Source organism: Geosporobacter ferrireducens, assembly GCF_001750685.1.
In the GTDB taxonomy this organism is placed as follows: Bacteria; Bacillota; Clostridia; order Peptostreptococcales; family Thermotaleaceae; genus Geosporobacter; species Geosporobacter ferrireducens.
This window is the reverse complement of record NZ_CP017269.1, coordinates 3,065,851-3,081,231: the sequence shown is the minus strand read 5'-3', so window position 1 is coordinate 3,081,231 and position 15,381 is coordinate 3,065,851. Positions and strand designations below refer to the sequence as shown.

Here is a 15,381-nt window from a genome sequence, read left to right as displayed (position 1 = left end):
CTACTTATTCATTATAGCGTATAAGTAGGCATCTAAGTAAATTGAATATTTTACTATTCCAGGGTTAAAGCTGCCGGTATGGCTTTTATCATCATTTGGGGCAGGCTGATAGTTCTATTGTTAACCGTAATTTCCTGGGGTAAAAATACATCTCCGCCAATAGGCGCTCCTTTCACAGCCATTGTTTCAGTTCCTTCTTCATCTATCTTGAATGCTTTTCCAAGACGCTCTTTCAGTTCGCCGGACAGTTCCTGACCCTTTTCGAATACCCTGATATTTCCGAATTCTTTTATTTTTTCCGGATCAATATCTTCCTTTAATTCTTTAAGTACAATGTCTCCACCTTTTGCTTTTATTTCTTCCAGTTTATCTTTGTCAATTCGCATCGACTCTACCTTCAGTTCTCCTTTTGTTTCAAATGTAGATATAAGCGCATCTTTAATTTCCCTCGTTTTCGCTACGTTTAAATCAAGGTCACCTTCATTAGCATCTAATTGGCTGCCATTACGGGCTATTCTGACCATTTGTACAGATTCCAGCTTAGATAAATCTTTCCCGGTTATGGATACTTTCTGTCCTACCTGAACATCTACAGCCTGATATTCTTCAAGGTCTTTAATACCTAAAACGGGTACCGTATATTCCTTGCCCTCAAGATCCTCTACTACCCAATTAAAATCCCCAATTTCCTTAATCGTACCTTCTAAAACATCCCACTCAATCTCTTGCCGTACCGATAGCACATCACCTAAATCCTCCTGTTTATCTAGTTCCTTTGCAGAAACAGGTGAAGTAAATAGGCTCGTAGATAAGGTTAACAATAAAGCTGTTGATAAAATTCTTTTCATGTTGATTCCTCCTTGCATAAAATGTATTTAACTTCTTTACATTTTCTAGTTTAATCTTTTATTGTGTTCTTTCTGTGAACAAATCTGGAACTTTTTATGAAATATCTCAAATCTTAATTAAAGCCTGTTTTATCTAAGAAAACCCAAGGAAAAACCACCCTTGCAACTTGACTAGCAATGTAGATATGTTCTAAAAATATACTGTTATTTGCTGCCAGAAGGACTTGACCCCATGAAAAAATAAGGATCTCCGATTAATGGAGATCCTTATTTTTTCATGGGATTTACCAGCCCATTCCTTTTACGAAAAGTCTATGGAGCATAGTCAGGGCTTCTGCCCGCTTCAGGTCATTGTCAGGTTTGTCGATAGAAAATTCTGTTTATACAGGATAGTAAATAACCATACTGATTCGTATTAATGCATCGGATTTATTATGATAAGCGTGAAGTCTATCCGCCCTGAATTTAATAGCGTCACCCGCTTTTACAATGTATTCTTCATCTTCCACATAGAGAGTTAGTTCGCCTTCATATACTGTAATAAATTCTTGGGTCCTTTCACCATGGGCATTTGAAGAAAATGAGCAGCCCTTCTCTAACTCTACAGTATATATTTCAAACCTGCGTCCTTCTTCAGAAGGAAAAATAGAATAGACCTGATACTTTCCATCATCCTCAATTTGAGGCTCAATATCAGACCTGGAAACAACAAATGTATCCGGTTGGGGGGCATTAATGATAGAAGTATAAGGGACTTTCAAGCCTGTCGCAATCTTCCACACCGTATTAATGGTTGGACTGGACTCGCCTGTCTCAATCTGTCTAAGCATAGCTTTACTTACGCCGGTAATATCCGCTGTCTTTTCAAGGCTTAATTTCATTTCTTCTCTTATTCGTTTCAAATTATTCGCTACGATTGAATTTAAATCTTTCAAAAAATTCTCCCCTCTGCTTGTTATTTATTCCTTAGGATTATATAATAGAATCATTAGTTTGTTATATTATCCAAAACATGCTAATATAACAAACATTTTTTAAAATGTTCTTTGTGTCTAGTATAGCATATTCCGTGTTGCACAAAACAAATATTGGGAAATCGTAAGGAGGTAATAAAATGGAAACAGAAAACAGGATATCAGCGCATTTAAAAGAGGGATTCATTTCAGCACTTCCACTAATGTTGGGGTATTTCCCTGTAGCTATGTCCTTTGGTTTGCTTTCTAAAACTACAGATATTTCCTTTAGGGACAGCAGCTTGTTTTCGTTATTGGTTTTCGCCGGAGCCAGCCAATTTATGGCATTAGATCTGATAAAAACAGGTGTTGCAGCAGGAAATATTATTCTTGCCACATTTCTCCTTAATTTACGGCATTTAATGATGAGTGCCTCCTTGTCCCTGCGCCTTAGAGAAATTAAAAAGCATTGGCTGATTTTCATAGCCTTTGGAATAACGGATGAATTTTTTTCAATTACATCTTTAAGCAACAGAAAATTGACTGCACCTTTTTTACTGGCTCTCCATGGAGCTTCTTATTGTTCCTGGGTATTCGGCACAATGGCTGGATATCTGGCAGGTGCAGTGTTGCCGATGACTGTTCAGAGCAGTTTAGGAATCGGCTTATATGCTACTTTTGCAGCTTTATTGGTGCCTGAAATAAAAAAATCACAACCTGTTTTGTTTTTATCCATTGTTTCCGCCATGATCTATATAATCATTGATTATTTTAAAATTATTTCACCCTCATGGAGCCTTATTACTGCAATCATTGTTGCGTCAGCCATTGGTGTTTTATGCATAAAGGATGATGTGAAGGAGGTAGAAGTATGAAAAGTTATTTACCCCTGATTATTGGTATGATGGCTGTAACCTATTTACCAAGATTAATCCCGCTGCTTATCATGACGGAACGCCCTTTGCACCCATTATTAAGACGGTTTTTACTGTACATCCCCTATACGGCGCTGAGTGTCTTGATTGTGCGCGGTATCATGCAGCCAGCTTCTGATATGCGGTTGGTAACACTTGCAGGAATCAGTGCAGCCGCTATTTATTCGTGGTTTAAGGGCGGTTTGGTATTCCCGGTGCTCCTCTCTATTATTACAGCATTTATCCTTTTACACGTTTAGTAGTTGCAGCAAATGCAGCCGGATACGGAAATGCCATGGCGGATTGTGCTGTAGCCTTGGAAAACATGATGTTGGCAGTTGCTGGATTAATCAACTGAAATGGCTAGGTGGCAAACCAGCACTTATTCAGCCCTTTACCATTTCTTGAGCAGAAGAAAATTCACCCCACGCTAGAGGCTCCAGCGGCATTTCACATCTGCATTCCGCTTCAGGTGAAGCCAAGCTCTCACGTACCACATCTATGAACGCTAACATGGGAGGAGAAAGCCACTTGTTTTTATGATAGACGATCTGGGTTGCGATGTCGAAATCTTGACCGACCCAGCGAAGTACGGCCAATTCCTTTCTTTTTACTTCCTCTTGAACGGTTATAAATGGCAACGCGGTAATCCCCAAGCCGCCGATAACACATTTTTTGATTGCTTCTACACTGCCGTATTCCAATATTGCTTTAGGCTGAACCCCAGCCTTGTTGATCATTTCCTCAAAAACGACACGGTAACAGCTATTGGCCAGACCTTTATCGGTAAGAATTAAGTGTTCCCCATTCATATCTTCGGGCGTTACCGCATCCTTTTCCGCCAAGGGATGACCCGGTTCGCTTAAAATAACTATGGGTTCAGATATAAGGGACTCGGTTATAAGATATGGATAAGAAAGTTTCCGGCCAATCATAAAGGATATATCAATATCATCATTTTTCAGCCAAGACAGCATTTCTGTACAGGCACCGGTCCTAACGACAATTTCAACATCCGGGTAGCGGTTGCGGTACGCTGCCAATATTTTGGGTAAACGATATACGCACAGGGACTCTGGTGCACTGATCGTCAGCGTTCCTTTCGTCGAAGACCCTTTTATAACCTCCTTTGCTTCAGAAGAAAGGTTAATAATTTGCCGTGCATAGACCAGCAGGCGCTTACCGCTTTTGGAGAGGAGAATATTCCGTCCCAGGCGTTCAAAAAGCTTTGTTTCCAGTTCTTCTTCCAGGGATTGAATTTGAGCAGTTATACTGGATTGGGCATAACCCAATGCTTCTGCCGCTTTGGTAAAGCTGCCGGTTTCTGCTATGACACAGAATGTCTTCAGCTGGCGCAATTCCATTTTACCCCCTCCTTTCTATCATATATTTCGATAGATTAATTCGAAACTATCAATTTTACTAAACCCTATCACAATGGTAAGATTTTTTCAAGAGCGCTCTGGCTAATGATGGCTGTAGAAGCATTACAGACCATCATCGTTAAAAATAATAAAATAAGGGGGAAAAATGATGTTAGAAAAAGAAGAACTGGAGAAATTATTCAATCAGCATGGGTTCGCAGACTTTAAATGGATTCATCCAAAAGATATCATTGTTTCACAATGGGTTCGCTTTCGCTGTATGTACGGATGTTCCTCCTACGGCAAATGCGGAACATGTCCGCCTCACACACCGCCAGTCGATGAGTGCCGCAAGATGATCTCCGAATATAAGGAAGCGGTCGTTTTTCACATTCAAAAAGCTGTTGAGAATCCGGAGGACCGCAAACCATGGAGCAGAAAAGTCATATTGAAGCTCCTGGCACTAGAGAGAGAAGTGTTTCTTTCAGGATATCACAAAACATTTATCATAACTTTTGATAATTGCGGGCTTTGTGAAGTATGCAGCGGCAGCAGAATTGATTGCAAGAATCCCAAAATGGTCCGCCCCGGAGCAGATTCCCTGGGAATAGATGTGTACTCAACCGTCAGGGGTATCGGCTATCCTATTCAAGTTTTAAAAGACTACAGTGAGACCATGAACAGATATGCTTTCCTGCTTATTGAATAACCTTTTGAACCTGTACACCAATCAGATAACCGCTAGGTTGTCCGAGTAAATTTATTTATACAGAAGAAAACTTACTTCTGTGGACTTAAGATAAAAAAGAGGCTGTCTTTTAGTGATTTTTTCATCACTGGAAATCAGCCTCAGTAGTTATTTGTTTTATACGGCAGCAGAAAGCCTCAATTATCAGTGATAGAATACCTCTTTCCAGCTTCTATAGCAGCCGCCCCATTATAATGGTATCATGAAAAACTCCATCTATATAATTTTCATTTTTTAATCGTCCTTCGATCTTAAATCCTACCTTCTCATATTTTGTTTTTCTTCTCTCCATTTTCACGCCGGTATATCTGCATTTGTACTTTTTATCTTCAAATATTTTCTTAATGTAATAACATGCATAGGATAAAAATGTTTTTCTTTTTTGTCCAGCAATTCTTCAAGCTCTTCAAGTGAAACCCACCGCATGTTCCTTGCTTCATCCGATTTATCTAGAAGCTCCCCTGCAGCTCTGCAAATAAAAATCTGTACCATAATTGGATAAGTTCCTTCAATGTTTTGGATACTACAAAAAGGCGTGTAGTTCAAAACTTTATACCCATTGCCTTCGTAGACCAATGTATCGCCTTCCCCCTCAATCATAGTAATCTCTAGGCCCGTTTCTTCCCGCACTTCTCTTCTGAGGCAGTTGTAAATATTCTCAAAAGCTTGAATCTTCCCGGCAGGTATTTCTATCAAGCCACGCTCCAGCGGACAATCTGCCTTATACCGATCCTGTATCAGTATATAAGTTACACTATCCACTACCTTTTCGATAATACCGCCTACACCCGGTATAGCAAATGTCTCCATCCCAAGTTCCTCCTTAGTCCTTTTAAATCTCTCAATCACAGCGCTTTATTCATTTTGTTCATCTTCTTATATATTAAAAAAACCATATATCCGCAGCCTGCAATCAGCGCACATGCAGCAAATCCAATCTCCATGGATAAATCAGCAGCCTTTCCAATGAAGGGGTTTATTATTGCAGCAACGAAGTTTCCTGCCATCGCATATATAGATAACATGGTTGCTCTGTCTCCTGTAACAATGGACTTATTCTGTATCTCTAAAACAATAGGATTGATTAAAGACATACTTCCTGAAACCATCATGATGAATACTACAGACAATACTGGATTTTGAGTAAATATAAGCGAAAAGCAGCAAAGGGTTATGCAAAGCATTAATATCTCAATACTTTTATTTTTTCCAAGCTTGTTACTTAGAGCATGAGACCTGTCAGAACTTAAATTTCCAATTTGTATAACTACAGCCAGTATTCCAAAATATCTCATATCGATTCCACTTCTTACATACTGAAGCTGATTTAAAAACACACTTGCCGCTTGTGATATTTCACGAATGAAAGCAATGGCAATAATTAAAAGGATAATCTGCTTATTTCTGAAAATATTTCTAAAGCTGTCTTTTAGCTTTACCCTTTCTTTCATATTTTCCTGTACATCCTTAATGAACAAAGTGAATCCTATTGCTATCCCATAAGGAAAAATTGTGAAAAAGCCTGCTTTATCAATAGAATGCTTCACGATTACCGTAGACATTAGAGACGCAATTATATATCCTAAAGTGGATAAAGCATAATATCTTCCAAATACCTTTTGCGATTCCCCTTCCTCTGTGAAAGCATATAACAAAGCCGCATCACAGCCTGATAAGCCAGATATAGCTATTGCCAGCAATACTCTTTCAAAAAGGAACATTTCAAAAGAAAAGGCTTTGTAGAAAACAATCTTCGATATGAAAAATATTATATTTGATATTAACAGTGTTCTTTTATATCCAAATCTATCGGCGAACCATCCCCAGGGAATTTCAAAGGCTATCATAAGTATCCAAAACACAGATTCTATTAGGAAAATCTGATACATCGAAATCCCTCTGCCCTGCCTGTACAGGGTTGCAACGGGCCCATAAAAAACAAACCCTTGAAAAAAGACAATTAAATACATACAATAGATGTTTAGTCTACTGCTAGACCTCGCTATCTTATCCAATTTAAACACCTCCATAAATTACACTACAAAAAGACCTTTTTAGAAGGCCTAAGTATGAAGAATATGGAAGTTCTTTTAAATTGGATTAACCATAACGATATCTCCTTGCTTAACCGATTTTAAAAACTTTAACAATATTTAATTATCCTATAGGATTTTTTCTGTATTCATTTGGTGTCATTCCTACATTTTTTTTAAATACATTTACAAAGTAACTATTATTTTTAAATCCAACCTTTTTAGCAATATCGCATACTTTTATTGGGGTACTTCTTAAATATTTTTTCCCTTCCTCAATTCTTAGATTCTGTACATAGTCACTAAAGGATATGCGGTTTTTTTCGTTAAACAGAGAACTTAGATAGTTCGGGCTGATATAGAATATCTCCGCTATCAGATTTAAACTCAGATCCTCCTTATAGTGGGTGTTAATATACATATTGATATTATCGATCAATTCTCTCCGGTTACTTTGTCTGATCTTTTTATATTCTTCAATACAATCCATACAAAAACATTTAAGAATTTCCCACGGGTCCTCTTTTTTGATTTGCTGCAGGTGTTTATCATATTTTTTTCTCATCTGTGATATGATTTCTATATTTTCTAAGCTTCTCATAGCAGTTCTGGATAAAACTATAATCATTTCCTGCACTATATTTTCGCTATCAATATATTTATTCCTACAATCATCAATACTCTTTTCTATTTTTTCCAGATCAAGTTCTTTGATCGCATTTTCTAAAATAATTTCCACATCATAAGGATATACAAATTCTTTCGTTATGTTTGCACCACCTGCAAAGATTTTATCATGATATATTTTATGATTTGCTTTTTTAAGTGCGTCTTTTAATTGTATTTTCTCTTTTGTACTCATTAATATTTCATTGTCTTTCTCTGTCAATTCCTGCTCAAAAACACTCCGTTCCAACATTACCTGTGTGAATTGTGCAGCGATGACTAGGTGCTCCTGTATTACATAAATACGGCTTTTAATAATATCAGGGATTTTTTTGTAAATGGTCCAAATAGGATCTCGATCTATTCCTAATCTTTCTTGGATTGCATCAATTTTTTTATCAATTTCTTCGGAATTGCTTAAAACAAAGCTGCCGCTTTTAATGTAACCTAAAATATTATCATTTAAAGTAATCGGGACCTCAAGTTCTATTAAATCGTAATCACATTTATACATGTTATCAGATAATAGATTGCTACTGTCACTGGTATATTTTCGTTTATTACACGGATGCATAGAACTGCAGATTTTGCAAAATTCATTTTCCTCATTATCTTGCGTAAGAAGTTGATGATTCCCATCATAAATATGAATGATGAGCTTTAAAAGCTCTGATAACTGTTCTTTAATATTTTGCAGTATTTCTAGCGGAATCAAATCCTGTATATTTTTATACGCTGCCACAGTATAGGGTTTTTGTAATTGTATTAATTTTATGGGTACATACACAACGACGAAGATCAAGTCCTCTTTCCCTGTGTTGAATACCTCATGTTCTGAATGGGGGGGAATATATACAATCATGGGTTTATAAACATCTTCTTTTTTCCCATTGGTAATAAAGCTTCCCTGCCCTTGCACGACATAAAAGAGTTGCTCTTCTCCTAAATGAAAATGCTTCTCTTGCTGGCATCCCGGATAAATTTTTACTTGTGCCACGCTTAACCTTCCGTACGGCGAATCAATGGGTTCATGCATCCATGAGATTTCTCCCCACTCAAATTTTTGCTTATCATATATGTTCGTGCTGTCAAGTAAGTTCATATCATTCACCCCTAATCATATTATAAGAGCTGATGTATATATATTATAGTCCATCAATAAAAAAAGCAAATCTATTCTATAAGATTTGCTTTTCATGACAGCATATTTTTGTCTTTATTGAGCGTGCGAGGTTTCCTTTTCAAGAGATTTTGCAACCCAGGCAAAAACCGCACCGGATATATTGTGCCATGCGCTAAATAAGGCGGCAGGAACTGCTGCCAACGGCATTGCCGCAAACTGGCTGGCTGCTAATGATGCTGCCAAGCCTGAGTTTTGCATACCTACCTCAACCGCAAGGGTAATACTCTTTTTACGATCCATACCCGTCAATTTACCTACTAAGAAGCCCAGCGCATAACCACATGCATTATGAAGAATAACTACTAAGACGATTAACCCTAAAGAACTTAATATTTTTGCTGCATTTGCCCCAATTACACCTCCAACAATACATGCAATGGAGATTGTAGAAACTGCCGGCATGTAGCTCTCAACAACATCTGCTTTTTCTTTTATAACCGCTTTTACAATTAAGCCCACTGTAATTGGCAGCAGCACTACTTGTATAATACTCATAAACATGCTTACAGGACTAAAGCTTACAGTTTGCTTAATCAGCAAATAGGTAAGTGTCGGTGTTAAAATAGGTGCCAGTAATGTGGACACTGTCGTCATAGCCACAGACAAGGCTACGTCTCCGCCTGCCATATAGGAAATAACATTGGAAGCCGTTCCTCCGGGGCAAGTCCCCACCAATACCACCCCTACCATCAATGCCTCTTCTAATCCAAAGAGTTTTGACAGGAATAATGCCAGCACAGGCATAATAATAAACTGTGCAGCGGTTCCTTTTAAGACATCCAGCGGCCTTTTCAGCACAATTTTGAAATCATTTAAGCTTAATGTCATACCCATACCAAACATAATGATCCCCAGCAAAATATTAATGACAGGCTGTCCAAACAGTTTTGATGTTACCCACTTAAATGCACCTGGTGTTACAAATCCAAGTATCATAAAGACAATAATGATAACTCCAAAATACTTAGAAATGATCCTTGCTATTTTTTGCAAGCACATGACCCCCTTGTTATTTTTTATTTACTTCTAAAACAGCGCCTCTATTGCCTGATGTTACCAGGGACGCATAACGCTCCAGGTAGCCTGTTGTAATCCTTGGCTGCCTTGGAACCCAATTTGCTCTTCTCTTCGCCAGTTCCTCTTCCGTTATATCAAAGCTTATAGTGTTCGCCATAATATCGATCTGAATCATATCGCCCTCTTCTACAAGTGCTATATTTCCTCCTACCGCAGCTTCCGGCGATACATGACCTATGGATGCCCCTCTTGATGCACCGCTGAAACGCCCGTCCGTTACAAGAGCCACCGAGCTGCCTAAGCCCATACCTGCAATTGCTGAAGTTGGATTGAGCATTTCCCGCATGCCTGGCCCTCCCTTTGGCCCTTCATATCTGATGACGACTACATCTCCCGCCACGATTTTTCCGCCCTTGATTGCTTCAATGGCATCTTCTTCACAGTCAAATACCCTTGCCGGTCCTTGATGCTTCATCATTTCCGGCACAACTGCAGAGCGCTTTACCACACAGGAGTCTGGTGCTAAATTTCCTTTAAGCACCGCTATGCCGCCGGTTTCACTGTATGAATTTTCAATGGGCCGGATAACCTCCGGGTCCTTATTGATACAGCCTTTTATATTTTCTGCTACGGTTTTTCCAGTACATGTGATAATGTCTATTTTCAGCAGGCCTTTTTTGTCCAGCTCATTCATGACAGCATATACTCCCCCGGCTTCATCCAGATCTTCCATATATGTATGTCCTGCCGGTGCCAAGTGACATAGATTGGGAGTCTTTGCACTGATGGCGTTTGCAACATCCATCTCTAGTTCTATCCCTGCTTCATGGGCAATGGCCGGCAAGTGCAGCATACTGTTTGTGCTGCATCCCAATGCCATATCTACAGTAAGTGCATTCATAAATGCCTCTTTTGTCATAATATCCCTTGGCTTAATATCTTTTTTAAGCAGTTCCATAATTTGCATTCCTGCTTGTTTCGCCAGCTGTATCCTTGCCGAATATACGGCCGGTATGGTTCCATTTCCCCTGAGTCCCATGCCCAGGGCTTCTGTTAGGCAGTTCATACTATTCGCCGTGTACATACCTGAACAGGAACCACAGGTTGGACATACTTTTCTTTCATATTCTTGCACCTCTTCAAGGGACATATTTCCTGCTGCATAGGCGCCTACTGCTTCAAACATGGAGGACAGGCTTGTTTTTTCTCCTTTGACCCTCCCCGCCAGCATTGGTCCGCCGCTGACAAATATCGTCGGAATGTTGAGCCTTGCTGCAGCCATTAAAAGCCCCGGTACGTTTTTATCACAGTTGGGTATCATCACCAATGCGTCAAAGGCATGTGCCATTGTCATGGCCTCTGTCGAGTCTGCAATTAACTCCCTTGTTACCAGGGAATATTTCATTCCCTGATGTCCCATGGCAATACCATCGCATACCGCAATTGCCGGGAATACGATTGGCGTTCCGCCGGCCATGGCAACTCCCAGTTTTACTGCATCTACAATTTTGTCCAAGTTCATATGCCCTGGTACAATTTCATTATAAGAACTGACAATACCCACTAATGGCCTGTTCATCTCCTCTTGTGTCATTCCAAGTGCATTGAACAAAGAACGGTGTGGTGCCTGCTGCATCCCTTTTGTTACTGAATCGCTTCTCATTTTTTTCATTCCTTTCTTGGCTAGTTTTAGAAAATGGGGATATATTCGTAAATATCTCAGTGTCGATCATCTAAAATGCTTGGAAACTATCGATAAAACCTTTGAATTCCTGTCACAGATCGAATCAATTTATTTTAGAAAATACAAATAATTTCGCCAATTCTCTAGCATCAGTATAATATAATTCAATTCTAAATACTTACAAGATCTATTTAAATATATTACGAAAATCATCATACTAAAAAGTTAAGAATTATATCAAAAAAATAAGATATTTCACTTTTCGTAACATATTTTATCATAAGACAATGCCATAATAGATGGTATCTTATTTTTAGGGTATACGGCTTAACAGATTAAACCATAAATCATTTATTAAATAAAATACTTTAAAAAAACTTTAAAAAACAAAAAACCTGTCAAGGTCTGATTTTCCGTACATTTTAACCTTGACAAGCTTTTATTTTAAGTCTACTTTACACTTAGAAGAGCATGCTATAGTTTTCTTTCAATGTGTGGCGTACGTTTGCAATGTGCTGACGCATTACTCTCTCTGCCTCTTCTGGATTATGCGCTTCTAACGCTTTGAATATTGCTTCGTGCTCGCTATAGGATCCGGTACTTCTCCCGGAGATTAAGATCGTTCTTTTGTTATAGCGCCTTAGTTGTAATTTTATAGATTGAATCATTTCTACTGCTTCTCTGTTGGGGCATATATCATAGATTGTCTTGTGAAGGATGTCATTTATGGCTGAGTATTCGACTAGCTTATTTTCTTTTATTAGCGCTTTCATTTCTTCTAAATTAGTTTTCATAATATCCAGTTCTTTATCTGTGATCACTTGAGCTGCCCTGTAAGCTATTAACCCTTCTAATCTTTCCCTGATTTCAAGCAGGTGTACAGCTTCTTCCATTGTTAGAGATTTGACTCTGGCACTTTTATTGGCTTCCAGTTCTACTAATTTTTCATTAACCAGTTGCATCAAAGCCTTTTTCACAGTATTTCTACTTACCTCTAGTTCCTCTGCTAGTGCAGATTCAACTAAAGTTTGAGATGGAACATAGATATGATCAATAATTCTTTGCTTAATTATCTCATATACTTTTTCTCCTGATGATGACAATGGGTTACCCTTCCTTTCAATCTAAATATTTCATAATTATGCTAATTATACCACAAAACTACTGATTCCGAAACTAATCATACCTAGCATCCATCGGAAGTACCTTTTTAATATATTACCCGATTACTCCTGCCTTTCTAAGTGCTTCATCTATATCTGGTTTTGTGATTACCCCACGCAAAATTTCTTCCATTCTTTTATTGTCTTTCTCTAATTTTGCTTCTGCACCTTTCAGAACTTCATCTATTATGCTTGGATCAATAACCACGATTCCATTTGCATCACCTACAATTATATCCCCTGGGTTGACCGGTACACCTCCACATGATATCGGTGCATTTATTTCTCCTGGCCCACCTTTATCTCCTACTGCCGGGGTAACACATTTTGCAAATATTGGCGCTTTACTTCTTTTAAGTTCCAATACATCTCTTACGCCACCATCTATTACTATTCCTGCGATTCCTTTTTTCACAGCCGCTGTTGCCATTAAATCTCCCAGCACTGAGTTTGACTCGCAACCACAGGTATCTACCACGATTACATCTCCTGCCTGGGCCATACCAATAGCTTTGTGGAGCATTAAGTTATCTCCTGGTCTCATTCTTACTGTTATTGCATTTCCTGCTATTTTTACCTCTTCATAAACCGGTTTTATTGCGTGATGCATCGTATTAAACTTATTTAGTCCATCGCTTATCGCACATGTCCCTACATTTTTTAGTCTTTCAAGTATATCTCTGTCGCTTCTTTTTATATCTCCATAGATTCTAAATCCGATTTTTCCCTGGTTCAATGCTTTAATATCCATATGATTCTCTCCATTCATTACTTTTATAGCGTTACACTCCAAAATTTTGATTTATTAATATTATTTCAATGTTTGACGCTCTGGGCTTGTATAAAAATACTGCAAGGCTATTGCACATATAGCCCTTTTTTTCTAGCTTGTCTTTTATTTGTTCCCACACAATAATCTCTCACTTTAGGATTTTGCCAACTTTTTTTTCTTTACGAAAAATTCTATTCCAAGTATTGCAGTTGCTAAAATACTCCCCAATATATTCACCATAAATGGATTCGTTACAAATAGCATGATTGAACATGGGAATAGAAGGATTCTGCTTATTATTGAAATATTGTGTTTGAACCAACCTATAAGGGCTATAGCCAACAGTATGCATCCTATTGTTGCTGTAATAAGCCCTATCAATATTTCTAAAGGTTGTCCTACTAACAATAATTCTTGATTAAATACATAGATAAATGGAATTATAAATCCTGTTGCGGCCAGCTTCATTGAGTCTATTCCTGTTTTCCAGATATTCGCTCCTGCTATACCTGCTGCGGCAAAAGTAGATAGCGCTACTGGCGGAGTAATCGTTGATAATGCACCAAAATAAAGAATAAACAGATGTGCTGCCAATACGGATGAACCCATGCTAATGATTGCTGGTGCCACTAAGACTGCAAGTATCATATACGCCGCTGATGTTGGCAAGCCCATACCTAGTACTAAGCTTGTTAACATTGCAAGAATAAGTCCCACAACTAGCCTGCCTGCTGCAATTCCTTCAATGATTCCACTGATTTTTAGTCCTAATCCTGTAAGATTTATTACGCCCATAATTACTCCCGCTAGGATACAAGCCGCTGCTATTGGTGCGATGCCATCTGCAGCACTCTTGAACGCTTTGAGGAAATTCTTTACTTTCATCCTTTCTTTATCTACTATAAATCCAACGACCAAGGTTGCTATAATGGCACCAAATGCTGATCTTTGGGGACTAAAGCCCTTAAATAATAAAACTACTAGTATTATTAAAGGAACAAAGTATAACCATCCTGCTTTGAAAGTCTTTTTAAAATCTGCTAACTCTTCTTTTGGAATTGCAGGGATATTCTCTTTTCTGGCAGTAAGATAAACTGCTGATGATAGCGTTAAATAATATAGGGCAGCGGGTATTAATGACGCTTTTGCTATCGCTGCATATTCAATGCCTGTGATTTCACTCATTAAAAAGGCTACCGCGCCCATTACCGGGGGCATGATTTGGCCGCCGCTTGAAGCCACTGCTTCTATGGCACCTGACATGCTTGGCGTAAACCCTACTTTTTTCATAAGGGGGATTGTAAATGTACCCGTTGTTACTACATTTGCAGCTCCAGAGCCATTGATTGTACCCATAAGCATACTGGAATAAATTGCTGCCTGAGCCGGGCCGCCTCTTGAACGTCCAGTTAACGAAAATGCTATATCTACAAAAAAGTTTCCGGCACCAGTTAAATCCAGTATCGCTCCAAATAAAACAAATAAGAATATGAATTGAGCTGATACAAGTAGTGTTTGTCCATATAATCCATCGGTAGACGTATAAAGATAAGGCGCGATTCTATTCATTGAAAAATTTATCGTCTTAAACAGGCCTACAAGGTGTGAACCGTATAATGCATAGGCTACAAATAATACTGAAATAACCGGAAGTATTAAACCGATTACCCGTCGTGCTACTTCTATTGCTATTAAAATGGCTAGAACGGATAATATTACTTCAAATTTTGTATATATTCCTGACCTAAATATCATTTCTTCCTGAATTATGAATTGGTAATAAGTTAGGTATGCTGTTACTGATAAAATAATAATATCAATTGCCCTGCCAAATTTAAATTTTAATGGTTTCGTTAGGAGTATATATGCTGCCACCAACGCCCAATGCACAGATGATTGGGCGTATCCTGGCAATATGCCGAAAGAGGCTGTATATAAATGAAATGCAGCTAGAGCAACCGAAACCAAGATTATACTCGTATCAATAATATTTGTTTTTTTGCTTTGATTATTATCTAATGGTGCCATTTGAAACC

14 protein-coding genes are annotated in these 15,381 nt (G+C 38.3%); 3 read left to right on the top strand and 11 right to left on the bottom strand.

Translation table 11 applies throughout. The annotated features are described in order from the left end of the window. Positions 1-53: 53 nt before the first annotated feature. Both Gferi_RS14455 and Gferi_RS14450 read right to left on the bottom strand, forming a co-directional pair. Entirely contained in the window at positions 54-848 is a 795-nt protein-coding gene (locus Gferi_RS14455; RefSeq protein WP_069977678.1) for a hypothetical protein, read from the bottom strand. Between the two features lie 380 nt (positions 849-1,228). Continuing rightward, positions 1,229-1,783 carry a helix-turn-helix domain-containing protein gene (locus Gferi_RS14450; protein ID WP_069977676.1) on the bottom strand — a complete coding sequence of 185 codons (555 nt, stop codon included), beginning with the start codon at positions 1,781-1,783 and terminating at the stop codon, positions 1,229-1,231. 179 nt (positions 1,784-1,962) lie between these two features. Here Gferi_RS14450 and Gferi_RS14445 point away from each other — a divergent pair, with 179 nt between their 5' ends. After that, entirely contained in the window at positions 1,963-2,676 is a 714-nt protein-coding gene (locus tag Gferi_RS14445) for an AzlC family ABC transporter permease (RefSeq protein ID WP_069977674.1), read from the top strand. Then, positions 2,673-2,975: an AzlD domain-containing protein gene (locus Gferi_RS14440; protein ID WP_069977672.1), complete on the top strand. Its 303-nt coding sequence runs from the start codon at positions 2,673-2,675 to the stop codon at positions 2,973-2,975. Before Gferi_RS14445 ends, Gferi_RS14440 begins: the two co-directional genes overlap by 4 nt. Before the next feature lie 126 nt (positions 2,976-3,101). Here Gferi_RS14440 and Gferi_RS14435 read toward each other — a convergent pair whose 3' ends face one another. Then, on the bottom strand, positions 3,102-4,079 hold the full coding sequence (locus Gferi_RS14435; RefSeq protein ID WP_069977670.1) for a LysR family transcriptional regulator: 978 nt from the start codon (positions 4,077-4,079) through the stop codon (positions 3,102-3,104). A 166-nt stretch (positions 4,080-4,245) separates the two neighbouring features. Between Gferi_RS14435 and Gferi_RS14430 the strand changes: the two genes are divergently transcribed. Continuing rightward, positions 4,246-4,788, top strand: coding sequence for a DUF2284 domain-containing protein (locus Gferi_RS14430; RefSeq protein ID WP_236932603.1), 543 nt, complete (start codon positions 4,246-4,248; stop codon positions 4,786-4,788). Positions 4,789-5,121: 333 nt separating this feature from the next. On the opposite strand, the gene Gferi_RS14425 is transcribed toward Gferi_RS14430, so the two are convergent. From Gferi_RS14425 to Gferi_RS14390, 8 genes are all read right to left on the bottom strand, one after another. Further along, positions 5,122-5,637 (bottom strand): NUDIX hydrolase, encoded by a 516-nt coding sequence (locus Gferi_RS14425; protein ID WP_069977656.1) that lies wholly within the window; start codon positions 5,635-5,637, stop codon positions 5,122-5,124. A 35-nt stretch (positions 5,638-5,672) separates the two neighbouring features. Next, on the bottom strand, positions 5,673-6,842 hold the full coding sequence (locus Gferi_RS14420) for an MFS transporter (protein ID WP_169833003.1): 1,170 nt from the start codon (positions 6,840-6,842) through the stop codon (positions 5,673-5,675). Between the two features lie 142 nt (positions 6,843-6,984). Further along, entirely contained in the window at positions 6,985-8,628 is a 1,644-nt protein-coding gene (locus Gferi_RS14415; protein WP_069977652.1) for a PocR ligand-binding domain-containing protein, read from the bottom strand. A 114-nt stretch (positions 8,629-8,742) separates the two neighbouring features. After that, the gene (locus tag Gferi_RS14410) at positions 8,743-9,702 is read right to left on the bottom strand and encodes a bile acid:sodium symporter family protein (protein ID WP_069977650.1); all 960 of its coding nucleotides are present in this window, start codon (positions 9,700-9,702) and stop codon (positions 8,743-8,745) included. A 16-nt stretch (positions 9,703-9,718) separates the two neighbouring features. Further along, complete coding sequence (gene ilvD, locus Gferi_RS14405; protein ID WP_069977648.1) at positions 9,719-11,389, bottom strand: dihydroxy-acid dehydratase; 1,671 nt, start codon at positions 11,387-11,389, stop codon at positions 9,719-9,721. Between the two features lie 482 nt (positions 11,390-11,871). After that, the gene (locus Gferi_RS14400) at positions 11,872-12,513 is read right to left on the bottom strand and encodes a GntR family transcriptional regulator (protein WP_083273574.1); all 642 of its coding nucleotides are present in this window, start codon (positions 12,511-12,513) and stop codon (positions 11,872-11,874) included. Positions 12,514-12,628: 115 nt separating this feature from the next. Continuing rightward, positions 12,629-13,324 carry an RraA family protein gene (locus Gferi_RS14395; protein WP_069977644.1) on the bottom strand — a complete coding sequence of 232 codons (696 nt, stop codon included), beginning with the start codon at positions 13,322-13,324 and terminating at the stop codon, positions 12,629-12,631. A gap of 174 nt (positions 13,325-13,498) precedes the next feature. Continuing rightward, complete coding sequence (locus Gferi_RS14390; RefSeq protein WP_069977642.1) at positions 13,499-15,373, bottom strand: TRAP transporter permease; 1,875 nt, start codon at positions 15,371-15,373, stop codon at positions 13,499-13,501. Positions 15,374-15,381 lie beyond the last annotated feature (8 nt).